Raw genomic sequence first — 22,441 nt, 5'->3', positions numbered from 1 at the left:
ATAGCTCATTAGGGGCGCAAAGCCGTCATCCCACCATACGATGCCGACTGCCTTCGCATGCATCCGCATTAGGAAAACTCCTCCCGCCAGCGGCGCTGTCCGAGGTCGGTGGTAGAGGGGAAAAGCCCTTCGGCCGGCCTCGCGATACGAGGCATATTCATGAACGGATTACATCATATGCCGGGCATTCCCGGCTGCAGCGACACACGCTCCAGCGAGCCGCGCATTCTATATCCGGTGCGCAACAGAGCCGCCTGGCCACGCAAGGCACCGGAAGGCCAACAGGTCCGAAGGATTTGCGTGATCGATACGGAGACCACCGGGCTTAGGCTTGAGAGGCACCAGATCGTCGAGCTTTGCGGCGCGGTTGTCTCGGTCGACGATCGGGACCGCGTGGTCGCCATCGAACAGGTAAAGGCCGGGCTGGTTGACCCCGGCCATCCGCTGTCACCGGAGATCGCCGAGCTGACTGGTCTCAGCGATGCCGACCTTGCGGGCAGGTCGATTTGCCCAGAGCAGCTGGTCGCGTTCCTCGAGGGTTGCCACGGGGTCGTCGCATTCAACGCCGGCTTCGACCGGCCCTTCGTCGAGAAGCATGTCGCTAGGCACGTCGCGGTGCCATGGGGGTGCGCCATGCGGGACGTGCCGTGGCGCACTCTCGGGTTCGAGCCGGGGCCGCAAGGCTACGTGCTCGCGCAGGCGGGCTACTACATGCCCAACGCCCATCGCGCGCGCGACGACGTCCTCGCGCTCGTCGAATTACTGGACCACGTCTGCGCCGATGGCGAGAGCGTGATGGCGAAGGTGCTCGCAGCAATTGAAGCGCCAGCATGGCGGTTCGAGGCATGGGGTGCTCCATACGGGTTCAAGGATGAGTTGAAGGACCGCCGATACCAATGGGCGCCGGAGCGCACCCACAAGATCTGGCACAAGCATGTCCGGCAAGCGGATTTCCGGTCGGAATATCGCTGGTATCGGCAGACGATCGGCAAGCGTCCCATGGTGGCCCCTCTGTTAGCGACCGAGCGATACCGCGCCAACGAAACCTGGGTGCCTAAGCAACCCACGGTCAGCGTGCCTGATTTTCTGCGGTGAGAGTGAGCCGGGTCCCGGGAAGGGAAAAGGCTCCGGCCAGAAAGGCCGTCTCTCGAACACAAGGAACTTTGTATGAATACGCACCACACCTGCGGACACGATGTCCGCCGGGCCAATGCCAGCGCGCTCAAGCTCGAGCTTGGTCTTACCCTTGGCGGGAAGATTGCCTCGTCGGTCTGCTTCGCCTCGGTCACCGGCCTTGACGGGCCGATCCTGGAAGCTGCGGCGCGCCGGGTCGCAGAGGAGCGGCAAGACTGCGTGATCGCTGTCTATGCCGACGACGAAGCGGTCACTCCGGAGTTCTATCTTCTGCTTCTGCGGCATCACTTCCAGGTGCTGGCGAGCAAGGTCGTGCCGTCATCGACCGGCTATGACGAACCTCTCGTTCTCATGACCGAAGACCGCGAACGGCAATTCGCAATCGACCAGCGCGGAATGCTCTCGGAGCTTCCGATCGAAGCGGCGACCAAGAAGCCTCGCAACCACCGGCGGGCCGCTGACCGCATCGCGGCGACCGCCGACGCGGTCAGGCCGCTGGTGAGCACCGGTGGTCAGATGCCGGGCGACGTCTTTCTCAACAGTCGCGGCGTCGTGACCACCGCTGCCGTCGCCTGATCCCACCAACCTCTGACCGCACACGGGCGGCGTCTCCTCCGAAGGCGCCGCCCGTGTCGTTTTGATCCTACAGGAAACCACCTCCCATGAACTTCTCACCCACGCGCCATCCGCGCGTGCTCGCCTCTCTTGAAATCGTGCGCAATCCGACCGAACCCAGCCACCGATCCGCGATCCGCAGTATCGCGATCCTCACCGTCACCAGATGCCCGGAATGGGGTGCCCGGTTCGCCAGCGAGCACTATGCGTTTCAGCGCGAAACCAAGCGTTCCGATATCATCGAAGGCATCGCCAAGAGCATCCCAGCCGACGGCACCCTGATCTGCAAGGCTCGGCCTGGCAAACACCATCATCTGCGCAAGGCTATGGCAGGGATTCCCTTTCCGCCCTCGGACCTGCAGCTCATCCAGCGCCTCCGCGGTGATCTCGATATCGTCCCAATCGAGTGCCGCGAGACGGCACTCAACGAGACCGCGGCAGCTTACGCGATCCGGCGCGCAGGTCCGGGTTCATCGACCATGGCGAAAGCTCGCCGCGCTGCCGACGAAGCGCAGGTGCTCTGGTTGACCTTCCTTGCGAGTTGCTGCCGCGACAGCGACCGGACCTCGCTCGGCTCGGCCTTCCTGGCTTGGCGGGCGATCGAGCAGGCTCGCCCGCTGCCCTTCTGACGAAGCGTGATGGTGCCAACAGTCAGAGAAAGGAAAAGGCAGATGGCGAAAAGCTACATCGCGCTCGACGCGGAATTTTACTGGGACGAGGATCTGCATAAGGCCCACAAGGCCATGGATCCGAAGTCCGATACCCGGGCGGTCGCGGTCAAGAAGGTCATGGCTGCTGCCGTCTTCCGATTCACGATCGACGATGAGGGGCGGGTATCTGTAGGCGACATCCTCAGCTGGTCTGAGCGGGACTGGGGCGACGAGGAAGGCGTGGTCAGTCAGCTGTTCGACTGCCTGCGCGCGCACGATGACAAGCCGGTGATTACCTATGGGGGCCTTGCGATGGACATTCCTGTCTTGCTCCTCGCGGGCATAGCTCATGGGCTGCGGCTGCCTCCGCAGCTGATCGATCTTCCAGGTCGCAGAGGGCCGCGGCCGCACCTCGATCTTGGCTTGATGTTGAAGGGTGGCGGGCGAACGTGGAGCCATCTCAGCCAGGTATTACTGCGTATGGGTGTGCCGTTCGCACTCGTTGCCTCCAAGCCTGGCGTCAGGCGCCCCGCGAGCGGGGGCGCATGGTGGGCGCTACGTGATCACGTTGAGCTGGATTGTTTGTTGCTCTCGATCGCCAAGCTGGGCTGGCTCGTTGCTCAAGGAGCCAACGGCCTGCGGCTCGAACCGGCGATCATCGCGCTCGTCGAGGGATTCCTGCGCAGACGGCCAGATCATTCGCTTGCCGGCGAGTTGCACGCCTATGCCAACCGGCTCCAGCGGCAGATCGCCGAGGGGTTCGACCTCGCGGCGTAACCGGCACTGCTATATGCGCCGGGCCGAAGGAATTCAGACATCATCGGCCCGGCGCAGTGGAAAAACTCCTTTCGCAGCTTCTCCACGCACAGCCGGTAACTGGTTCTTAATGCCTGTGGCGGTATCTCAAGCAACAGTGGCGATGTAGCGCGCCGGGGCAGCACCCCGAGCCGGTGACCTGAATTTGAATCGCTCCAACCCCGTGAACCCGCATTTTGAAATGCGCGTTCAATAGGCGTTCGAGGTCACGAAATGGCACCATCGACACCGAAGTCCACAGCCGTGGTCTCGCTCGCCGAGCGAGGAAACCATGGTAAAGTCCTCCGCCATTAACGGCACCATTCACAATAATGCGAAAGCCCCATGTCCGAATTCGGTCGGTGGTGCGCATACACCAATAGCAAATGCTTCAGCGTCACTGACCCGGCCCCAGATCCGGGCAGCACTGACGAAGATCGATATCGGACCGGGCTCCCGTCTGAAGAAGTGTGCGGGCTATCGCGCCTTCACCGCCGATATCTGCGCGGACGATTTGCTCCAGGAGGCAATCCTGCGAGCCATGACCTCGCGCAGGTGTCCGGCAGGCCTCGCGATCGAACACTTCCTGATGGGCATCATGCGCTCGATTGCCAGCGAGATCATCGCGAAGCGTGAAAGAGCGACCGAAGCATTGCTGGGCCTTTGTCAGGAAGGCCCGGCTGCACCGCTATCGCCGGACGAGGGAATCGCTTTTACCGAGCGTGCCGAGGCCTGCAGACAATCCCTCGACGAGATCGTCGAAGGCTCGCCGGTCGCTGAAGGGGTGCTCGATGGCATCGATCAAGGCCTGTGCGGAAAGGCGCTCGCCCAGTTCGCTGGGATAGACCAGGCCAAGCTCGCAACGGTCCGAAAGTTCATTGTTCGAAGGAGCGCGATCGCGTGGATTAAGCTGGAGAAGCTCGACGAGGCCGCGTGAGCTTGCAGAAGGGATCAGTTCGTCTCGCTACGCGGCGCTCTTTCGAGCCCCGCGAAGCGAGACGCGACTTCTTCCCACATTCTGACTGCGCCACCTTCGTTTGTGTCGGTGAAGTGCTCGATACGCCCTTCGATGTAGGCTTGCCCATCATCGCCGTGGTGCTTCTCGACCCACAGCGCGAGAGCCCACAGCTCCTGCTCTTGCGTAACGGCCATCCTAGGAGGAACCGAACAATACCGATGATCGCCATCACCTGAAGCGCGCCGAACAACGTCACTTCGATGCTAAGGATCGCCCTGCTGCGAAAGTTCGGCGACTTGCTAGCACCAGGGCTCCCGCCTTCCGGACCACGTTCTTGCAAGTCCTTCCTCGACGAGCTGGTCTCCAAGCGATCTGCCTCCGCGGTTAATGACGGCAAGGGTGCGACCATAGCGATCCTTGGCGGTCCTGGCGATCTCGAAGCTGTCCGTATTTAGAAGAGCGATGAGCCGGTCGCGCGCCTGCAGTGCGAGTTCGCGCTCGTAGACGCATGCGATGTTGAGCTCTGGCGCGTCGATGTGCTGTAGCCTGATCTTCTCGCCCTCGATCCAAACGGTATCGCCGTCGTGGACGCAGTGATCCCGGGGACCGGGTGCGCAGATGGCTAAGGCAGAAGCTAGCATGAGCATGGCACCGAGCTATGCGCCTGCGATTATCATTTTCCTACTTGGAACAAATATGGAACATGAGTCTCGAATCGGAGACCCTCGATGATCGTTCTCGGCCCTTTTGTCCTTGCAGGCCTCATCACCGCGACCGCCACTCTGGTGTGGTCAATCAGGCGTAAGCCGTGAGCTCGATACGCCTGAAGTCGCTTTCGGACTTCTCGCGGCACGGCTACAAGGTTCGCATAGATTGCCGATCGTGCAAGCGCGTCGTGCTGATCGACCCCGTTGGCTTGTCCTTCTTGTGCCAGCGCAAAGGCTGGTCACACCGGATCCACGAGTTAGAGCGCAATCTACGCTGCACCAAATGTGGGGCGCGAAATGCTGTGTTAGGGCCTGGCGTTGGGGGCCACACGAGGAGCGCCTCTTGATTATCCAAGTTTGGCCCAAAATTATCAGACGACCGACATCCGGATTGGCGGTGCGCTTGGAAAGAGCGGCAGAGGCAGACCTCGAATATCTAGCGCCTCTGGCTGATATTTGGCTTCACGTGACCAACGTGTCAGAGGACCTGTAGCCGCTCATGAACGCAGTCGAGAAGAGCCTTGAGCCTATCTTTGTCAGTATCGTCATAGCGAAATTGCCTGAGAAGATAGGCATAAGCGACCGCACATAATTCTCGTTCCCCCGTGCAAACCCTCAGCGCGTTGTCGCGACAATTCCTCACGAAAACCTCGAATGGACTTTGTTCCACGAAAGCGTCGATATCGGCCCAATTCCTGCATTGTTCGATTGTGGGCCATTCCTCACCCCTAGCGGGTCCGTCGATGTTGAACAGAAGGCTAAGTTCTAGCGAGATCCAATCAAAGACCGCAGGCCGCCGCTCGATATCATTGAAATCGATTAAGGCGGTGCGATCCACCCCATCCACAAGAACGTTTCCCCCGTGAAGGTCTCCGTGAGTGACCCCCTGCTTCGTCCCTACACGGCGGTCCTCGAAAGTTTCCGCCCATTCGAGACCGAAAGTGCCAATAACTTCCGTGGCCCGCTCATCACTTAGATTGGTTCGGCGGATCTGCCGGATGTCCACCGCCGTCTCGCCCTCTATCGAATGCCAAGGAGCCAGTGCCTCAGCGAGATTCGACAAGACTGCGATCGATTTCTCTGCATCCCCCGCAATATCAAACAAGCTGCCTTCTGCGTCGGAAACGAGATCGTAAATTATCGCTGCGCGGCTGTGCCCTCCGTATTCAAGCCTCTCCAGTAGTCGAGGGGTATGGCTGGAGTTGAGCTGCTGTGCGTGAAGTCGGTATTTTCGCTCCTCCTTCTCGGCTTTGATGTGATCGTCGATCTTTAGAACTAGGTTGAAAATCTGTTTCCCCGACGAGTCTTTCACTTTGACACTAAAGACGTCAGCCGATGATTTCCCGGCGCCTAGTTTGTGGACCTCGTAGCTCGTTCCTTTAAGTCGGCGGACTGCTATCCGAATTAGCCGGTCAGCATCGATCGGCAGATTTATCGCGGCACGATTTCTATGGTCGCAATCACCTAGAGCTTGAATGTCAGAGACAATCTCCTTTAGCTCTGCCGCGAACTCAGATTTGCTGTCCTTTCGAACCAGATCCAATGTAGGCTTTTTGCTACCGCATCCCCATATATCTTGTTTGTCGCCTTCCTTCATCAAAGTTCTAACGAGCGACTCGTATTCGCTGCCGGTGAAAATGAGAATGGGAAGACCAGGCGCCAATTTTCGCGCTTCGCTAAGCACAGAAACCCCATGATCCGGATCTGTCTCAAGAGGATTCTCTGATGAGTAAGGGATCCGTAAATCGAGTATCATCAAATCGAAAAACATCGATTCAAGCGCTTGGATGGCGCTTTCCGCATCATACGCGAACGTCAAGCGCGCGGTCGGATCGACATCTTTCAAAACCTCCTCAATAAAGGCCCGATCGTCCGAATTATCTTCGACGCTTAAGACCTCAATCAAGGCCGATACCACTTCATACTAAAAATGACGCCGCTGGGGTTATTGGCCTCAAGCGATATCTCGCCATCCATACTGGCCATAGCTGTTCGGGCAATGGAGAGGCCAAACCCCATATGACCTTGCTTCGTGGTTCGACCCAAAGTCATGGCGGCCTTCGCTGCCCCCTTTAAACCCGGTCCGCTATCAATGATCCGTATGAAGTATTGCACCTCGGACTCACCCCAAGTGACCACAATAGGGCTGGCTCTTGCGTTTGATGACGCTTCAACAGCGTTTCTCAATCCGTTGCAGAATGCCAATTTCAGAAAGTTAGGATCGCCCAGAACGACAAGCTTCGTGTCGCCATCATATTTTATTAGATCTCCAGCGCCCTCCTCAGAGACGCATTCTTTTAGAATTCGGTAAATTGGAAAATCTGTAGGCTTCCGGGGATGCGACACCTCCTGAAGCTGCTGCATAGCTGTCATTAATTCTTTGAGGCTTTCAATTTTCGCCGCCAATTTGCTTTCAGCATAATTGTCCACTGACCGTCCTGCCTCGTATTCAATACTTCCCAAGCGAGGCAAAATTTCATGAAGGAGGGAGCCGGTCACCTCCCTCATGGCCCGCCATTCAGCCAGATTCCGATGGTGGTGATCTTCTTTTTCGTCGGCAGGATCGCTCTTCGCAATCTGTGGATGCTCAAGTTTGGCGATAGCGCTTTTAAGTGCTGTCTTTACAAACGCAGTCGTCTCCACCGCGAGAGCGGCATTCAGCAAATCAATGTCCTCAGCGTTGAGATCGCGGCTTAGATCTCGAACGGCGGAGAGGCGCTCATGGGGTGACGTGCTGTGCAGGCGAGTGCAAAGTTCAGCTCGATCATGGTTCTGCATGATAGAACTTCGATCTGGCGTCAAAAGCTTCAATTCCCCCTTCCATCACGTTCGTGATGGCTTCAACGACCTCGGGGACATCAAGCGAATTCGATACGAGCAAAAACCCTCGATCGCCAGTTGAACCCATTTGAGTGACCCTTGTGGCGTTCCCGAGGACTGGAATGTTGGCATTGTGTGAGGCGACTAGAAGCTGGTCGTCCTTCGCCCTCTCGCGCATAGACTTTACCAGCGTCCCAACGATGAAGGCGTTGTCAATGTGATCCTCGGGCTGATCGAATATCAAAACCCGGCCGGTCTCATTAAGTATTATGGGCAAAATCACAGTGCACTGCTGCCCTGTCGACAACGCATTTAAAGGTTTATGTTTGGACTGGTCTTGCAGATAGAATTGAACCGAGTCTTCAACCTTCAGAACAAACAGATCACCGAGGTCGTTTTGCGAGATTGCCCAAATGATCTTCGCAGCTCGATCTTCAGATATTCCGATTGCCTGTGCCAATGCGCGTGTGTCAAAATCCTCAACCCATTCGCCAAGTTCGCGTGGACTCACAGTTGACGCTATTTTTTTCGAGACTTCGGAATATTGGATGCCGCTGCCCTGCATCATATTGCGCAACAATCCAGAGTATGGAGCGGTGTAACCGAATTGCTCCACGTCAGCCTTAATGAGAGGAGCAAATTTTGCATTGATGTCAGCAGCCACCAATTTCCGCTTCTCGAACGTTCTCTGCCAGGCCTCCTCCAACGTTTGTAGTAATTCCGCCCGCTGTATCTTGAGCTGATCAATCGAGGATTGCCGAGCTTGACGACGCTCTACTACAGATTCACATTTGCGAATCTCAGCATCTAGCTGCTGGATAGTTGCTGCGATCGCACCAGCGCCCGCGCTTAATGCCTCGACTTCTGATCGCAGATGTCTCGCCTCCGCTTCGAGTTCACCTCGCCGCATACGTGCCTGGTTCGTGGCGGAGTTAATGGGTTCAGATAGCGCATCTATACGATTGGTCGCAGTCCTGAGGTCGTTTCCGATATCAAGGACATTGGCTGCAATTGCGCGACTTGAGTCCGAATTTAATGTCTTGAGCCAATCGCCTTCGATCGCTTGGGTTGCATCGGAGAGGCTGCCATAGGCGACGTTGAGTTCGAGATCGAGGCGATCCAGCTCTTCGATTTCCCGGGACAGCAGAGCAATCTTTTGTGAGAGTTCATCGAGTTGCTTCGATTTCTGCGCAATCTCGGCTGATTGCCCCTCTTGGGCTTGCTGTTGTTCACGAGAATGCTTCAAGCTCGCCCGAAGGTTAGGAAGCCGTTCAACCTCGTCTCCTAGAGTGTTGATCTCGCGCTGGCGATTAGCGATCTCCTTGGTCAAGGAGCGTATTCTTGCCTCTTGCTGAGCCACCTCACTGGTCGCCCCACCGCTAGGCTCGATGAAGCCATCCAAAAGCCGCAACCTACCGGTCGGATGCAAACCTATTTTCTCTATCTCCCGCTGTGAAAACACGAGCGGGGGCAGGCCTTTGAAAATATTCTGAGGTGGCGGAGGCACATTAACGGCTCGCGAAATATGGCGCGTCTCACCATCCTCTTCATAAACCAGCTTTACTGCCCCGGTGCCGAGAATAGCCTGCGCGTGTTCGACACTTCGTTGCGAACTCTCTGGAACAACATTCTCCAGCCCGAGGACGAATCGGATAAGTTCGATTATCGATGTTTTCCCCGTGCCTCTAGCGCCGATAAGCACGTTGAGGCCTTCATCAATTTGCAGATCGAGGCCGTCCAAAAATCCTTCGTCTACCTGCAGGCGCTTTAACTTCAAAACTCACCCCACTTCCTGTTCGCGCAGGTTATAATCTAGCTTGCAAGTGGCGATAAACGCTGTTCCGGCCACTGCCTAGCTTCTTCGCAATCTCTGTCTGCGATGGGCTACAGGTGTTGTGTTTGACAAATCCAAGCACCTTCAATTTTCTGGGGCCTTCCTGACTAGCCGCCCTGCACGTTCCGCATATGCGCGGCTTCTAACTCCACCGTCGCGTCCTGGACCCGGGGAAAGATATCTTCGTCGTGCCCCCGCCCCGCCTTCATGGCCGCCACGGCGCGCTTCGCTTCATGGGCAGTAATTGTCAGATCGCTCGTATAGTTGTCGAACGTGAGCCGGATCGAAAACGTGTCCTTTGAAGGATGGCTGACGGTAATTTGTGGGAAGCCCTGAATGCCGAGGCCGTTGACGCGAACGTCATAAATGACCGCTTCCGCAATCGCAGCGCCAATGTCGCCTGACGAAATTCCAATAGCGTATGCCGTCCCCATGTTTCTATCTCCATCACCCGCTAGGCGCGGTTCTGCATCCGTCGTAGCGACTGCAGAGCGACGTTTGCCGTCTCGCCCGTGAAGATCGCAAGCTATTTTTCCCGGTCGACGATCGCGTCGCAGTTGAAGCACGTCGCTTCCTCGCGCTCATTTGCGCGATGGTATCCGGCATAGGCCTCGACGATACGGTTGAGCCTCCCACACGATGAGCAGCTCGTTTGGCGGGTCTCTTCAGTGTAACTCATAACCATCCCAGAGTTTGGGGACGCCGCGCCGCGCCGCGTTTAGCGAGCCTTCGTATCGACGCCTTGTCCCAGTAGGGTCACGAGCCCCGCGTTCGGTTTCCACGCGGACACCTGCGACCGCACAGTGGGCGCGACGCCAACCTGCAAGCGCAAACGCCCTCCGAAGGAGCCGACTTCTAAACCCGGGCGAACGAATGGCGGGTTTCGGCATTTACGGCAGGGCCGGCGAAGGGCGACGATTGGGGCGCAATTGAGCTATAGGCGAATGACATTCATCTCAAGCGTCGCATTTTTCAAAAACCGCTTTGTAATCTGAACTTTTCATCCTTTAACCTCAAAGATGAAGGTCCGGATTTTTACAGCCGAGCGAAGCGACGCAGTCGCAGTAACCGCATCCGGAAGCGGCGAGCCTCCGCTTGCGCTCCTTTTTTTCAGCCATCTTTCTCGGGGGGCAGACCATGTCCCTTTCGGATGAAGGAAGGTTTCGTGCCGCCGAACGCGACCGCGATCGGTGCATCACCTTTGAGCGATTGCGCTCGCGCATGATCAAAAAATTCGACGAGCAGCGTGAGCTGCGACTGCAGCCTCATGAGGTCCTGCTGCTGGTCGAACTCGGAACACTAACGAGGCTGGAAAAGGAGATTGCAGCCGGAAGGGAAAAGGAATGTCAAAAAAGAAGATCTATGAACGAGGCGATTACTACCTCGCATTCGACACAAATCAAAATGGAACGCTCCGTTCGAAAAACCTCTACATCTTCTACTACGACCGCGAAGAAAGAAGGAGCCGCAGCTATTCGACGTGCACGTCAGATATCCAACTCGCTAAGGAAGAGTTAGATCGCTTTTACGAGGAGCGGGAAAAGTCACATAAATTCTGCCCCACGTGCGGACAGGCATTTAGCGGCGAACTACCGCCGCTCGTTGCTACAGCCATCGCGGAATATCTCGAGAAGACCGATTATGAGGCTGCGAATGCCAGGCTGGGTCACGTCCTTGCCTTTCTTGAGGATGAGGGCTTGGAAGACGCTCGTTGCGACGAGATAAACGACGCATGGATTAAGAAATTTCGCAAATGGGCAGCGGGCGTCGATATCGTGTCACCCACCGGCAAAAAGAGAAAACGTTCGCCGACAACGATCGCGGCAAGCGTATCGATGTTGCGAACCGCAATCAATCGAGCGTTCGAGAACCGAAAGCTTTTGCATCGTGCCGTCATCAAGGTGAAAAAATCTGAAATTGAAGGAAAAACACCGTGGTTTCGTGCGTCCGAGGGCCAAATCATCGCTATGTTCAGATACGCGTTGGTTCTCGATGCTCCAGAAGATGCAAGCCTGAAGCAAATCGCGAAATGGAAGCGCGAGAGGAAGAACCTGCTCTCGTATCTTCGGCTGGGAGTAGCGACCTGGGCTCGCCCAGACGCACTGATGGACTTCTCAACCAGTTCCGACGCAGAGCAGTGGAATTCTCAAAACGGATACATCAATCTCAATCCCGCGGGCCGTGAGCAATCAGACAAATATCGCCCCCTGATTCGAGCTCCACGACAGATTGTCCCGCTACTGAATGCTAACGAAGGGAAGTGGGTCAAAGTCGCTTCAATTAGGACGGCATTTCGACAAATGACGAAGACTCTCGAATTTCCGTCCGAGCGTGGTCAGAGCGGCGTCAAGTTGATTCGCCGAAGTGTGTCGAACCTACTGCGGCCTCGGCTTGAAAAGGCAGGCTCGTGGCAGACCCAAGGGCCACTCATGCTCGGGCATGTTCGGAAGAAGGAGTCGGACAAGTATGCGACACCCTACCACGAGGATTATCTCGGAGATGTTCTAAGGCTGACGGAAGAGCTGATCGATTGCATCGAAGCCTCCGCTCCGGGCGCGTTCTCATTAGATTAACCGGAGTTTCGCCGGAGCTCGGGCGCCGCGTAAATCAGAAAGTGGCGGAAAAGCTGGCGCACCCGACAGGATTCGAACCTGTGGCCTCTGCCTTCGGAGGGCAGCGCTCTATCCAGCTGAGCTACGGGTGCATTATGGCCAGCGCCCTCGCGCCTAGCAATGCGGCGCGCGAACGCCAAGCGCAATCGTCAATGCACGGCTTTGAGCTCCCATCACGCCGCGCAAATGCAACATCTCGCTACCGTTGGTCTTCTCTGCCTGAGCCGCAAAGTCGCTATCGAGTTGACACAACCAACCTCGACCTTGACTTGAGCAACAAAGTCGCCCCACTCTTGGCGTGCAGATGTCAGTCCACAACGGAATCGCATCTCGTGGGGAGAGGAAACCTATGCTCAAAGCGACCGTGATCGCCGCAGGCCTGGCGCTGAGCCTGCTCGGCACCCCGGCTGTTGCGCAGCCGGGCAGCAGCTTCACGCCCGCCCGCGCCGCGGGCTATGCCGAAGTTACCGACTGGCCCGATTTTACTGGCGTCTGGAGCCCCGATTGGGCCTATCTGTTCGCCAGCAGGGGCTCGCGGCAGGGGGCTGGCCCGGTCCTGACACCGCAGGCCCAGGCGAAATACGATGCCTTCCTCGAACGGCAGGAGCGCGAGGGGGTCGATCAGTATCTGCAGGTCAACTGCATTCCGCCGGGTATGCCGGGCATCATGCGCCAGCCCTACCCGGTCGAATTCCTGTTCTCGCCCGGTCGGGTCACGCTCCTCACCGAAACCTATTCGCAGGCGCGCCGCCTTTACCTCGACGGGCGCGCGCTGCCCGAGGATCCCGAGCCGCTGTTCAACGGCACCTCGGTCGCTCGCTGGGAGGATGACATGCTGGTGGTCGACACGGTCGGCTTCAACCATCTGGTGACCTACCAGAGCGGGATCGAGCCTTCGCAAAAGATGCGCATCCACGAACACTTCTGGCTCGCCGAGCCCGACGTGCTGATGGTCGAGACCACCATCACCGATCCCGGCGTACTCGCCGAGCCGCTGGTGCAGATGCTCGCTTTCCGGCGCAAGCCCGATTGGGACATGCGCGAATACGTGTGCGAGGAGAACAACCGGCTGACCGATGACGAGGGCGGTGCCAACATCGATCTTGGACTCGACTCGCCGGACGACGATCCCTTCGGCCCGCCTCCGGACAACTGAGCTACGCAGGGCTGACCGGCGGCCCACCGATTCGTACCTGTTTGATCGCTAACGGGTTTTCAACCAGGCCGGCATAGGCTTGCCTGATGACCGCCGTTTCCCCTTCTCTTGCCCCGGTAACCGGGCGCCATCCCAGCGGATCGAGCGCCTGCGCGCTGCGCTGGGCGGCGCTCACCGATGCCGGGCAGGTCGTCGCCATGCTGGCGGGTGTCAGCACCGGGCGTCCGGGCCGCGAGATCAGGGATTTTCCGATGCTTATGCGCGATGCCAAGCCATGGCGGCGCGAGGCAGCAGAACGCGCGCTCGACGATTTGAGCGCGATCATGGAGCCGGGCATCGCCGCGCTGATGGCGATTAACGCGCGCGGCGGCGATTGCCGCTCTGCCGCCGAGGCGCTGTGGAGCGAATTCTCGGCGGCTCGTGCAGCGCTGCTTGCCATGGTCCCCGCCGCCGGCTCGTTCGGACCCTTGCGCGCCGCCTGAATGGCGCACAAGCACATCGTGACTTGACGATGTTCACATTTCGTTCCAGCATTTGCGCATGATCGAATCGCTTTCCAAATCCGCCCCTTCGCCTGTCGTCGATGCTGATGTCACGCCAGCGCGTGCGCGCGAGGTGTGTCGCGGGATCGGCCGCCTGTTTGCGCGCAATGGGATCTGGGTGCTGCCGGAAATGCCGCTGCGCAACGGACGGCGGGCCGATCTCATGGGGCTCGATGCCAAGGGGCGGATCGTGATTGTGGAAATCAAAGTCGCGCGGGCTGATCTGCTTGGCGATGCCAAGTGGCCCGACTATCTCGATTTCTGCGACCGGTTCTACTGGGGCCTGCCGCCCGAGCTTGATCGCGGCTGCCTCGATGGCGAGGATTTCCGGCCCGACATGTGCGGTGTGATCGTGGCCGATGGCTACGATGCGGAAATCGTGCGCCCTGCCCCCAGCCATCCGCTCGCGGCCGCGCGGCGCAAGGTCGAGGTGGAGCGGCTCGCACGAACTGCCCTGCGCCGCCAGCAGGTCGCGCTCGATCCGCATTGCGCCGGGTGGGACGAATAGGGCGCGGGCCATCTGTCGCCTGAGGCTCTGCGGTGCTAGGGCGCAGGCGTGAGCTTCGATGTGACCACCGCCATTATCCTGTCCGCGCTTGCCATGACGGTGATCGTGGCGCTGCGCTATCTCGCCACCAGCGGCATCTTCGCGCTGGCGACGGCGCGCGTGCGGCCCGGCCACTATGCCGGGCGCGGGCGTCAGATTCGCAAGGAAATCGGGTGGTCGCTCGCTTCGGCCGCGATTTATGGCATTCCCGCCGGCGTGGTCGCATGGGGCTGGCAGGAGCACGGCTGGACCCGCATCTACACCGATGCTGGCGACTATCCGCTGTGGTATCTGCCGCTCTCGCTGCTGATCTACCTCTTCGCGCACGACACCTGGTTTTACTGGACACACCGGCTGCTGCATGTGCCGCGCTGGTTTCGCCTCGCCCATGCGGTCCACCATGCCAGCCGCCCGCCCACCGCCTGGGCCGCGATGAGCTTCCACCCGATCGAAGCGCTGACTGGCGCCGTGGTAATCCCCGCGTTGGTGTTCCTGGTCCCGATCCACATCGGCGTGCTCGCTCTGGTGCTGGCGATCATGACGATCATGGGCGTGACCAACCACATGGGCTGGGAGATGTTCCCCCGCTGGCTCGTTCATTCGCGCTTAGGAAACTGGTTGATAACGGCCAGCCATCATCACGTTCACCACGAGGCCTACCTGTGCAACTACGGCCTCTACTTTCGCTTCTGGGATCGCTTGTGCAAAACCGACAAAGGCCTCTCCTCGCCCTGATCGCCCTTTCGCTGGCGGCCCTGCCCCTCGCTCCGGCACTCCCGACCGAGGGCGGCGTGAACGTGGACGTCACCGTAACGGACTTGCGCAACACCAAGGGCCGGATCATCGCCTGCATGACCAGCGACGAGAGCCACTTTCCGCGCTGCCGCGATGTGGCAGGCTCTTACAAGGCAAACGCGGCCGCCGCCGATAGCGTGGTGCTGCATTTTGCCGGAGTCGTACCGGGCACCTATGCTATCGCCCTGCTGCACGACGAAAACCAGAATGGCCGCGCCGACCGCGCGCTGACCCTGATCCCGCGCGAGGGCTTCGGCTTCTCGCGCGATGCGCCGGTGCGGATGGGGCCGCCGTCTTTCGAAGATGCCGCCTTCCCGGTCGGCGCTACGCCAATCAGCCAGACTATTCGGATGCGCTACCTGCTGTAACCGCACCGGGCATGGCCACCGCAATCTTTACCTGGTTGCGCGCAACTTTACGCTAAATTTACCATGTCGCGCCACAACGGCCCTTGAAGCAAGCAAAGGGCCATCGGCATGGATACGTTCCGCAGTTCGGGCAACGATTACGAGGGATATTTCGAAGGCGCGGACGAGCACCTGCTCGACGAGCCGTACGATGCGCTCCCACCCGACATCGGCACGAACGAGCGCCGGATGCAGGTGCGCGCCTACAATTTCTGGGCCAGCCAGCTTGGCGACGGCGACCTCCCGCGCATTTCCAGCCTCGATCCTTCGAAGGTAGAGGATTTCGGCGTCAATGCCGTGCTGCTCGACTTTTCGGACGGCAGCGACGATCCGCGCGTGACCTTCCTTGGCAAAAGCCTCGCCGAAGAATGCGAAGTCGGCACCAGGGAAGTAGAGCGGTTGTCCGATGTTCCGGCGCGTTCGCTGCTGAGCCGGATCACCGATCATTACATGCAGATCATCGCCAACCAGGCGCCGATCGGGTTCGAGGCCGAATTCGTGAATCAGCGCGGCCGTTCGATCCTCTATCGCGGCATCCTGCTGCCCTACACCGGCGACGGTGCCGGCGACACGATCACCCATATCTACGGCGTCATCAACTGGAAGGAACTGGCCGACCAGGCCATGGCCGACGAACTGCTGCTCGAGATCGAGCAGGCTATCGATCCGGCTTTGCGCAAGCGTTCCGAACACTCGCCGCTGGCCGACTGGGCCGATGGGCCTGGCACTCCCTTCAACGACAATCCCGATTCCGATCCCGACCTTGGCCCGGATCTCGGCGAACACATCACCACCACTAGCGACTCGCTTGACGATCAGGACATGGCGCTGGCCGACTGGCTGGCCCGCGCCCGCGAGCAGGTAGCCGAAGCGTGCGAGCGCGAGGATCGCACCCGCACCGCGCTTTACGATGCGGTGAGCCGTGCCTGGGACTTTGCCCTCGCCGCAGCCGATGCGCCCGATGAATTCGCCGAAATGCTCGACGATGCGGGCCTCACGGTGCAAGAGCGTGCCCCGATGACGCCGATCGTCAAGCTCGTGTTCGGCGCCGATTACGACAAGACCCGGCTTACCGAATACGCCGCCGTGCTCACCCATGCCCAGCGCCTCGGCCTGGCGCGTGGCAGCCTCGCTGCATTCCTGCGCGAGGCCGAGGGCGGCCTCAAAGGCGTGGTCGCGGCCGAACGCAAGCTGCGCCGCGAGGAAGCGGGCAAGCCCGAACCCGAACCGCGCAGCGCCCCGCGCAAGGTTATCGCGCGCAAGTTGCGCGAAATAGAACCACGCAGCCTCGCCGCGCTGCCCGCGGAGGGCGAAGAATTCGCGCTCGTCATGGTCCGCCGTGGCAGCGACGGCAATGTCAGCGTGCTGGGCGAAGTGCCCAACGATGTCGCGCTGGTGGAGAAGGCCGCACGCCGTCTGCTGGCGTGACCGGCTGACGTCTGGGCGGCGTCCGGGCGCAAGCTTCAGTTTGCGTTCAGCCGCCGGGTCGCTACGCCTGTGTGACCCATGCGCAAGATTGCTCGCCCGCTCACCCGCCTGATCGCCCATTCGCTGGCCGCATTCGCTGCTCTGGCGTTGGCGGCGCAGCCTGCCGCTGCGCAAAGCGTGCTGCGCGATGCCGAGACCGAGGAACTGCTGCAGGACATGCTCGACCCGCTGCTCGAAGCGGCGGGGATGAACGCGGGTCAGGTCGACGTGGTGATTCTCAACGACAGTTCGATCAACGCCTTCGTCGCCGGGGGGCAGCGTATCTATGTCCACTCGGGCCTCATCAACGCAGCCGACAACGCCAACGAGGTGCAGGGTGTGCTCGCCCACGAGCTGGGCCATATCACCGGCGGACATATCAACCGTTTCTCCGAAGGCGCCTCGAAGGCGACCTCGATCACACTGCTGTCCGCCGTCCTCGCCGCCGCCGCTGCGGCTGCGGGTGGCGGAGAAGCAGCGATGGGCGTGCTGGCTGCCGGGCAACAGGCTGCGATGGGCTCGTTCCTCGCCTTCAGCCGCGTGCAGGAAGCCAGCGCCGATGCGGCGATGGTAAGCTATCTGAAATGCTCGGGAATCAGCGGCGAGGGCGCCGTGGCCTTCTTCCGCAAGCTGCAGAACCTCGAATATCGCCATAATGTGCGGCAAAGCGACGATGCCGAGTTTTCCCGATCGCACCCTTTGACGGGCAACCGCATCCAGCGGCTCGAAGAATCCCTCGCCTCGGACACTCCCGCCGATAGCCCACCGGCCGATCTGGTCACCGTGGTAACCGAGGGGGTCGATGCCGATCCGCAGAGCGAGATCATCCCGCGCGGCCCCGCCACCTGCCGCACCGCACCGCCGCTGCAAGCCGAAACCGCCGCGCTCGAAACGCGCTTCGCCAAGGCCAAGGCCAAGCTGTTCGGCTACCTCGCCGAGCCGGAGCGCACGCTCAACTTCTACCCGGTCGCCGATACCAGCGAGCCGGCGCACTATGCCCGCGCCTATGCCTACCACAAGGAGGCGCTGGTCGATCAGGCGCTGGCCGAGACCGACTCGCTGGTCACGGCCGAGCCGGACAACCCCTATTTCCTCGAGCTGCGGGGCCAGATCCTGCTCGAATCGGGCCGCGTCGCCGATTCGCTGCCGCCATTGCGCGAGGCCACTCGGCTGACCGGCGCCCACCCGCTGATCGCCGCGATGCTGGGCCATGCCCTGATCGCGACCGAGAATCCGGGCAACCTCGACGAGGCGGAGCAGGTCTTGCGCGCGGCAGTGGGCCGGGACCGCGAAAACCCCTTCGCCTGGTATCAGCTCGGCGTGGTTTACGGCAAACGCGGCGACATCCCGCGCGCCCGGCTGGCGAGCGCCGAACAGCAGATCATGTCAGGCCAGCCGCAGCTCGCGCTGAGCAGCGCGGAGGCCGCCGAGGCGCGCCTTCCCACCGGCAGCCCCGACTGGCTGCGCGCGCAGGACATTGCGCTGCAGGCCCGCGCCCAGCTTGAACGCGCCCGCGACCGCAACTAGGAGCCGAGCCCATGCGCTGGTTACTTACCTTCATCATCGCTCTGGTCGGCGGCTTTGCCGGGGCTGCTGCATGGCAATTTGCGGGCATCGGCCCCAACCCCACGCGTGACTATCTGCTCGCCAACCCCGAAGTGCTGCCCGAAGCGATCGAGGTGCTCAACCAGCGCGAGGCGCTCGCCAAGGTGGAACCGTTGCGCGATGATCTGGAAACGCCCTTCCCTGGCGCGGTGCTGGGCAATCCCGATGGCAAGATTACGCTGGTCGAGTTCAGCGACTATGCCTGCACCTATTGCCGCCAGTCGATGGGCGATGTGATGGCTTTGATAGAAGCCAATCCCGATCTCAAGGTGGTGATCCGCGAGCTGCCGATCCTGTCCGAAGGCAGCGGGGATGCCGCACGCATGGCGCTCGCCGCCGCGCAGCAGGGTAGGTTCGCTGCCTTCCACGATGCTATGTTCCGCCAGGACGGGCCGAGCGAGGAAAACATCGCCGCCGCCGCGCGCGAAGCCGGCGTCGACCTTGCCAAAGCACAGACCGCCATCGATAGCGGCGCATTCGAGGGGCAATTGCAGAACAATCTGTTCCTTGCCCAGTCGCTCGGCTTCTCCGGCACGCCGAGCTGGATCGTCGGCGATGAGCTTCTTAACGGTGCGGTGGGGATGGATGCCCTTTCCGACGCCATCGAAACGGCGCGAAATACGTGAGTCGGGCGCAGGCCGGGCACATATCGTCGCAAGGCTGATGCGCGGACTCTTGCAGGAGGCCAATTTCGGCTAAGACAAGGCCCATGGCGATGCTGCCGTTTCAACCTACGCCGTTCTTCAAGGACAAGAACCGGGCTTTCTGGCGGCTGCAGCTGATCGGCTGGGGCGGCGCCATGGCGCTGCGTTCGGCCACGGCGATCACCAACGAACGGCCGCCCGAATTCCTGGTTTCGGTGCTGATCGCCACGGTCACCGGCTTTTCGATCAGCCTGATCCTTTCGGTGATCTATGGCTATCTGATCAACCGCCGCCCGATCATCACCTGGACCGGCACCATAGCGGCGCTGGCCGTGGCCGTGGCGGTATCCGCCTTCATCAACGCCTCGACCATCAGCCTGCGCCCCGAAGCGAGCGAGACCGATTTCCTCAGCCTCGTGCTCGGCCTGCTCTATATCGACATGACGCTGCTCGGCGCGTGGTCGGCGCTCTATTACATGATCAACTTCTTCCTCCAGGTGGAAGAACAGACCGACCGGCTCGAACGCCTCGAAGCGCAGGCCACCAGCGCGCAGCTGGCCATGCTGCGCTATCAACTCAATCCGCATTTCCTGTTCAACACGCTCAATTCGATCAGCACGCTGGTGCTCCTCAAGCAGACCGAGCGCGCCAATGCCATGCTCACGCGTTTGTCGGGCTTTCTGCGCCATACGCTGGTGAGCGAGCCGGGCGGCAAGGTGGCCGTGGCGCAGGAGGTCGAGACCTTGCAGCTTTACCTCGAAATCGAGCGGATGCGGTTCGAGGAACGGCTCCGCACCGAGTTCGCGGTCGATGCGCTCGCCTCGCGCGCCGCCATTCCCTCGATGCTGCTGCAGCCGCTGGTCGAGAACGCGATCAAGTATGGCGTCTCCCGGCAGGAAGAAGGCGCGCGCATCAGCCTCAGCGCCAAGGTCATCGGCACGCGGCTACGCATGTCGGTTTCGGATACCGGGCCGGGCCTGCAGAACGTGAGCCGCCCCGCCAACGAGCTGACCAAGACGCCTTCGTCCACCGGCGTGGGCCTTGCCAATATCGCCGAACGCCTTAGCCAGGCCTATGGCGAAGATCACCGTTTCACGATCGAGACCCCGGCCGAGGGCGGGTTTACCGTCATCATCGAAATCCCGTTCGAGCCGATCGCCAGCGACGAGGCGAGCAGAGACAAATTCCCATCCCCCCAGCCGCGGCCATCCCCTCCGGCCCCGGCCCAAACAATCGGAACCCCCGCATGACCATTCGCACCATCCTCGTCGATGACGAGAGCCTTGCCGTTCAGGGCCTCGCCCTGCGGCTCGAAAAGTTCGCCGATATCGAGATTATCGAAACCTGCTCGAACGGGCGCGAGGCGATCCGTGCGATCAAGACGCTGAAGCCCGATCTGGTTTTTCTCGACATTCAGATGCCCGGCTTCGACGGCTTCTCGGTGGTGAAGGGCGTGATGGAGATCGAGCCGCCGCTGTTCGTGTTCGTCACCGCCTATCAGGAACACGCGATCCGCGCCTTCGAGGCCAATGCGGTGAACTACCTGATGAAGCCGGTGGACGAGGATAAGCTCGCCGACACGGTGGAGCGTGTGCGCCAGCGGCTGGCCGAGAAGCGCTCGACCGAAGAGGCCGAGAAGCTGAAGGACGTGCTGGCCGAAGTCAGCCCTGAAAGCCTCGAAGACCTCACCAGCGGGGAGGACGATCTCACCAGCCGCTACGAGAAGATGATCAATGTGAAGGACAAGGGGCAGATCTTCCGCGTCGATGTCGACACCATCGAGCATATTGAGGCGGCGGGCGACTACATGGTGATCTACACCGGCGACAACTCGTTGATCCTGCGCGAAACGATGAAGGATCTGGAGCGGCGGCTCGATCCCAAGGTGTTCCAGCGCGTGCATCGCAGCACCATCGTCAACCTCGACCTGGTGCGGCAGGTGAAGCCGCACACGAATGGCGAGTGCTTCCTCGTGCTCGAATCGGGTGCCGAGGTGAAGGTCTCGCGCTCGTACCGCGATGTGGTTGCGCGGTTCGTGCATTAGTTTTCGTTTCGCGGCCCCATCCGGGGCCGCGTCCTCGCTAGACGGCCAGCAAGCTGGCCCCGCTGCGGGCGGGCGGTCGCCCTTGCGGTCCCTTTGGGATCGATAAGCAAACCAAGCCCGCTCACCCTTAGCTTGTCGCAGGGTCGCTTTTCCTCTTTCCCTCGCGCACAGTTCGCCGCACAGGAACCCCATGGAATTCACACTCGAAGGCTTCGACCTGGAACGTTTCGTCCTGCGCACGCTGGATGAGGACCTTGGCGTAGGCTGGCCCGGCGGCGGCAAGGATGTCACCGCCACCAGCGTGATCCCCGCCGATGCGCGCTTTTCCGGCGTGATGGACACGCGCGACCCTATTGTCGTGGCAGGCCTGCCGATCGCCGCCGCCTTCTTCCGCCAGCTCGACCCCGAGATGGAAATCACGATCCTGCGCGAAGAGGGTGAGAAGGTGCCCGTCGGGGCCGACCTGATGCGGCTGGCCGGTAATGCCCGCGCGCTCCTCACCGCCGAGCGCAGCGCGCTGAATACGGTGCAGCATCTCAGCGGCATTGCCACCATGACGCGCGAATATGTCGACGCCATGGGCGAGACCGAGTGCGTGCTGCTCGATACCCGCAAGACGATCCCCGGCCTGCGCGTGCTTGAGAAGTACGCCACCCGCCAGGGCGGCGCACAGAATCACCGCATGGGCCTGTGGGATGCAGCGATGATCAAGGACAACCACATCCTCGTCGCCGGAAACGTGGGCGAAGCGGTGAAGCGGGCGAAGGAGGCCGGGATCACCAGCATTATCTGCGAGGTCGACCGGATCGACCAGATCGAACCCGCGCTGGAGGCAGGCGCGAACCATATCCTGCTCGACAATATGGACCCCGAAACTCTCCGCGAGGCCGTGCGGGTGGTCGCAGGCCGTGCCCGGACCGAGGCCAGCGGCGGGATCAATCTCGAGACCATCGCCGCCAAGGCCGCAACGGGGGTGGACTATTGCTCGGTCGGCCGCCTCACGCAAAGCGCACCCGCGGCCGATATCGGGCTCGACTTCACGCCGCTGTGATATCGCTCGCGGCCAGTCGGCTGCACCGATGCCTCCTCCGGGGCGGCCTAACGGCCGG

General features: G+C 60.6%; 24 protein-coding genes and 1 tRNA gene. 17 read left to right on the top strand and 8 right to left on the bottom strand.

The window, feature by feature from the left end; all coding sequences use genetic code 11:
- Positions 1 to 177: 177 nt before the first annotated feature.
- The 5 genes from E0473_RS09165 to E0473_RS09145 all read left to right on the top strand — a co-directional run bounded on the left by E0473_RS09165 (position 178) and on the right by E0473_RS09145 (position 4,131).
- On the top strand, positions 178 to 1,095 hold the full coding sequence (locus tag E0473_RS09165) for an exonuclease domain-containing protein (RefSeq protein ID WP_161981555.1): 918 nt from the start codon (positions 178 to 180) through the stop codon (positions 1,093 to 1,095).
- A gap of 72 nt (positions 1,096 to 1,167) precedes the next feature.
- A complete protein-coding gene (locus E0473_RS09160) occupies positions 1,168 to 1,710 on the top strand; it encodes a hypothetical protein (RefSeq protein ID WP_137680555.1) in 543 nt (180 codons plus the stop codon).
- A 137-nt stretch (positions 1,711 to 1,847) separates the two neighbouring features.
- A complete protein-coding gene (locus E0473_RS09155; protein ID WP_137680554.1) occupies positions 1,848 to 2,378 on the top strand; it encodes a hypothetical protein in 531 nt (176 codons plus the stop codon).
- Between the two features lie 42 nt (positions 2,379 to 2,420).
- On the top strand, positions 2,421 to 3,176 hold the full coding sequence (locus E0473_RS09150) for a 3'-5' exonuclease family protein (RefSeq protein ID WP_137680553.1): 756 nt from the start codon (positions 2,421 to 2,423) through the stop codon (positions 3,174 to 3,176).
- A gap of 310 nt (positions 3,177 to 3,486) precedes the next feature.
- A complete protein-coding gene (locus E0473_RS09145) occupies positions 3,487 to 4,131 on the top strand; it encodes an RNA polymerase sigma factor (RefSeq protein WP_137680552.1) in 645 nt (214 codons plus the stop codon).
- Positions 4,132 to 4,145: 14 nt separating this feature from the next.
- Here the strand turns inward: E0473_RS09145 and E0473_RS09140 are convergent, their stop codons facing one another.
- From E0473_RS09140 to E0473_RS15395, 7 genes are all read right to left on the bottom strand, one after another.
- A complete protein-coding gene (locus tag E0473_RS09140) occupies positions 4,146 to 4,346 on the bottom strand; it encodes a DUF6961 family protein (protein ID WP_137680551.1) in 201 nt (66 codons plus the stop codon).
- 105 nt (positions 4,347 to 4,451) lie between these two features.
- Entirely contained in the window at positions 4,452 to 4,793 is a 342-nt protein-coding gene (locus tag E0473_RS09135; RefSeq protein ID WP_137680550.1) for a thermonuclease family protein, read from the bottom strand.
- Positions 4,794 to 5,337: 544 nt separating this feature from the next.
- Complete coding sequence (locus E0473_RS09130; RefSeq protein ID WP_161981554.1) at positions 5,338 to 6,765, bottom strand: phosphotransferase; 1,428 nt, start codon at positions 6,763 to 6,765, stop codon at positions 5,338 to 5,340.
- A complete protein-coding gene (locus E0473_RS09125; protein WP_137680548.1) occupies positions 6,762 to 7,637 on the bottom strand; it encodes an ATP-binding protein in 876 nt (291 codons plus the stop codon). Before E0473_RS09125 ends, E0473_RS09130 begins: the two co-directional genes overlap by 4 nt.
- On the bottom strand, positions 7,624 to 9,456 hold the full coding sequence (locus tag E0473_RS09120; RefSeq protein ID WP_137680547.1) for an AAA family ATPase: 1,833 nt from the start codon (positions 9,454 to 9,456) through the stop codon (positions 7,624 to 7,626). Before E0473_RS09120 ends, E0473_RS09125 begins: the two co-directional genes overlap by 14 nt.
- A 164-nt stretch (positions 9,457 to 9,620) precedes the next feature.
- Positions 9,621 to 9,947: a hypothetical protein gene (locus E0473_RS09115; RefSeq protein ID WP_137680546.1), complete on the bottom strand. Its 327-nt coding sequence runs from the start codon at positions 9,945 to 9,947 to the stop codon at positions 9,621 to 9,623.
- Between the two features lie 676 nt (positions 9,948 to 10,623).
- Positions 10,624 to 10,782, bottom strand: a complete 159-nt coding sequence (locus E0473_RS15395; protein ID WP_161981552.1) for a hypothetical protein — start codon at positions 10,780 to 10,782, stop codon at positions 10,624 to 10,626.
- A 74-nt stretch (positions 10,783 to 10,856) separates the two neighbouring features.
- Between E0473_RS15395 and E0473_RS09110 the strand changes: the two genes are divergently transcribed.
- Positions 10,857 to 12,086: a phage integrase SAM-like domain-containing protein gene (locus E0473_RS09110; RefSeq protein ID WP_137680545.1), complete on the top strand. Its 1,230-nt coding sequence runs from the start codon at positions 10,857 to 10,859 to the stop codon at positions 12,084 to 12,086.
- 54 nt (positions 12,087 to 12,140) lie between these two features.
- On the opposite strand, the gene E0473_RS09105 is transcribed toward E0473_RS09110, so the two are convergent.
- Positions 12,141 to 12,217: transfer RNA gene (locus tag E0473_RS09105), tRNA-Arg, on the bottom strand.
- A 257-nt stretch (positions 12,218 to 12,474) separates the two neighbouring features.
- Here E0473_RS09105 and E0473_RS09100 point away from each other — a divergent pair.
- The 11 genes from E0473_RS09100 (at position 12,475) to nadC (ending at position 22,383) form a co-directional block, all read left to right on the top strand.
- Positions 12,475 to 13,281 (top strand): hypothetical protein, encoded by an 807-nt coding sequence (locus E0473_RS09100; RefSeq protein WP_137680544.1) that lies wholly within the window; start codon positions 12,475 to 12,477, stop codon positions 13,279 to 13,281.
- Positions 13,282 to 13,367: 86 nt separating this feature from the next.
- Positions 13,368 to 13,763 carry a hypothetical protein gene (locus E0473_RS09095; protein ID WP_137680543.1) on the top strand — a complete coding sequence of 132 codons (396 nt, stop codon included), beginning with the start codon at positions 13,368 to 13,370 and terminating at the stop codon, positions 13,761 to 13,763.
- A 58-nt stretch (positions 13,764 to 13,821) separates the two neighbouring features.
- Positions 13,822 to 14,331: an MmcB family DNA repair protein gene (locus tag E0473_RS09090; protein ID WP_137680542.1), complete on the top strand. Its 510-nt coding sequence runs from the start codon at positions 13,822 to 13,824 to the stop codon at positions 14,329 to 14,331.
- Between the two features lie 60 nt (positions 14,332 to 14,391).
- Positions 14,392 to 15,105: a sterol desaturase family protein gene (locus tag E0473_RS09085; protein WP_137680907.1), complete on the top strand. Its 714-nt coding sequence runs from the start codon at positions 14,392 to 14,394 to the stop codon at positions 15,103 to 15,105.
- Positions 15,072 to 15,533: a DUF2141 domain-containing protein gene (locus E0473_RS09080; RefSeq protein ID WP_137680541.1), complete on the top strand. Its 462-nt coding sequence runs from the start codon at positions 15,072 to 15,074 to the stop codon at positions 15,531 to 15,533. The genes E0473_RS09085 and E0473_RS09080 overlap by 34 nt, the downstream gene beginning before the upstream one ends.
- A gap of 108 nt (positions 15,534 to 15,641) precedes the next feature.
- Complete coding sequence (locus E0473_RS09075) at positions 15,642 to 17,000, top strand: PAS domain-containing protein (RefSeq protein WP_137680540.1); 1,359 nt, start codon at positions 15,642 to 15,644, stop codon at positions 16,998 to 17,000.
- A gap of 78 nt (positions 17,001 to 17,078) precedes the next feature.
- Positions 17,079 to 18,566, top strand: a complete 1,488-nt coding sequence (locus E0473_RS09070; RefSeq protein ID WP_137680539.1) for a M48 family metalloprotease — start codon at positions 17,079 to 17,081, stop codon at positions 18,564 to 18,566.
- Between the two features lie 11 nt (positions 18,567 to 18,577).
- Positions 18,578 to 19,270 (top strand): DsbA family protein, encoded by a 693-nt coding sequence (locus E0473_RS09065; RefSeq protein ID WP_137680538.1) that lies wholly within the window; start codon positions 18,578 to 18,580, stop codon positions 19,268 to 19,270.
- A gap of 83 nt (positions 19,271 to 19,353) precedes the next feature.
- Positions 19,354 to 20,538: a sensor histidine kinase gene (locus E0473_RS09060; RefSeq protein ID WP_137680537.1), complete on the top strand. Its 1,185-nt coding sequence runs from the start codon at positions 19,354 to 19,356 to the stop codon at positions 20,536 to 20,538.
- Positions 20,535 to 21,332: a LytR/AlgR family response regulator transcription factor gene (locus E0473_RS09055; RefSeq protein ID WP_137680536.1), complete on the top strand. Its 798-nt coding sequence runs from the start codon at positions 20,535 to 20,537 to the stop codon at positions 21,330 to 21,332. Before E0473_RS09060 ends, E0473_RS09055 begins: the two co-directional genes overlap by 4 nt.
- 190 nt (positions 21,333 to 21,522) lie before the next feature.
- A complete protein-coding gene (gene nadC, locus E0473_RS09050; protein ID WP_137680535.1) occupies positions 21,523 to 22,383 on the top strand; it encodes a carboxylating nicotinate-nucleotide diphosphorylase in 861 nt (286 codons plus the stop codon).
- Positions 22,384 to 22,441 lie beyond the last annotated feature (58 nt).

This window comes from Aurantiacibacter suaedae (assembly GCF_005434915.1).
Lineage (GTDB): Bacteria > Pseudomonadota > Alphaproteobacteria > Sphingomonadales > Sphingomonadaceae > Alteraurantiacibacter > Alteraurantiacibacter suaedae.
Note: the sequence above shows the minus strand (reverse complement) of the source record. Positions and strands in the feature narration are given on the sequence as shown.

Bases quoted from the DNA above. Each gene is read 5' to 3' on its own strand.
- E0473_RS09165 (WP_161981555.1), top strand. From the start codon at position 178: ATGCCGGGCATTCCCGGCTGCAGCGACACACGCTCCAGCGAGCCGCGC.
- E0473_RS09160 (WP_137680555.1), top strand. From the start codon at position 1,168: ATGAATACGCACCACACCTGCGGACACGATGTCCGCCGGGCCAATGCC.
- E0473_RS09150 (WP_137680553.1), top strand. From the start codon at position 2,421: ATGGCGAAAAGCTACATCGCGCTCGACGCGGAATTTTACTGGGACGAG.
- E0473_RS09145 (WP_137680552.1), top strand. From the start codon at position 3,487: ATGGTAAAGTCCTCCGCCATTAACGGCACCATTCACAATAATGCGAAA.
- E0473_RS09140 (WP_137680551.1), bottom strand. From the start codon at position 4,346: ATGGCCGTTACGCAAGAGCAGGAGCTGTGGGCTCTCGCGCTGTGGGTC.
- E0473_RS09135 (WP_137680550.1), bottom strand. From the start codon at position 4,793: ATGCTAGCTTCTGCCTTAGCCATCTGCGCACCCGGTCCCCGGGATCAC.
- E0473_RS09125 (WP_137680548.1), bottom strand. From the start codon at position 7,637: ATGCAGAACCATGATCGAGCTGAACTTTGCACTCGCCTGCACAGCACG.
- E0473_RS09115 (WP_137680546.1), bottom strand. From the start codon at position 9,947: ATGGGGACGGCATACGCTATTGGAATTTCGTCAGGCGACATTGGCGCT.
- E0473_RS15395 (WP_161981552.1), bottom strand. From the start codon at position 10,782: ATGAGGCTGCAGTCGCAGCTCACGCTGCTCGTCGAATTTTTTGATCAT.
- E0473_RS09110 (WP_137680545.1), top strand. From the start codon at position 10,857: ATGTCAAAAAAGAAGATCTATGAACGAGGCGATTACTACCTCGCATTC.
- E0473_RS09100 (WP_137680544.1), top strand. From the start codon at position 12,475: ATGCTCAAAGCGACCGTGATCGCCGCAGGCCTGGCGCTGAGCCTGCTC.
- E0473_RS09095 (WP_137680543.1), top strand. From the start codon at position 13,368: ATGACCGCCGTTTCCCCTTCTCTTGCCCCGGTAACCGGGCGCCATCCC.
- E0473_RS09090 (WP_137680542.1), top strand. From the start codon at position 13,822: ATGATCGAATCGCTTTCCAAATCCGCCCCTTCGCCTGTCGTCGATGCT.
- E0473_RS09075 (WP_137680540.1), top strand. From the start codon at position 15,642: ATGGATACGTTCCGCAGTTCGGGCAACGATTACGAGGGATATTTCGAA.
- E0473_RS09070 (WP_137680539.1), top strand. From the start codon at position 17,079: ATGCGCAAGATTGCTCGCCCGCTCACCCGCCTGATCGCCCATTCGCTG.
- E0473_RS09065 (WP_137680538.1), top strand. From the start codon at position 18,578: ATGCGCTGGTTACTTACCTTCATCATCGCTCTGGTCGGCGGCTTTGCC.
- E0473_RS09060 (WP_137680537.1), top strand. From the start codon at position 19,354: ATGGCGATGCTGCCGTTTCAACCTACGCCGTTCTTCAAGGACAAGAAC.
- E0473_RS09055 (WP_137680536.1), top strand. From the start codon at position 20,535: ATGACCATTCGCACCATCCTCGTCGATGACGAGAGCCTTGCCGTTCAG.
- nadC (WP_137680535.1), top strand. From the start codon at position 21,523: ATGGAATTCACACTCGAAGGCTTCGACCTGGAACGTTTCGTCCTGCGC.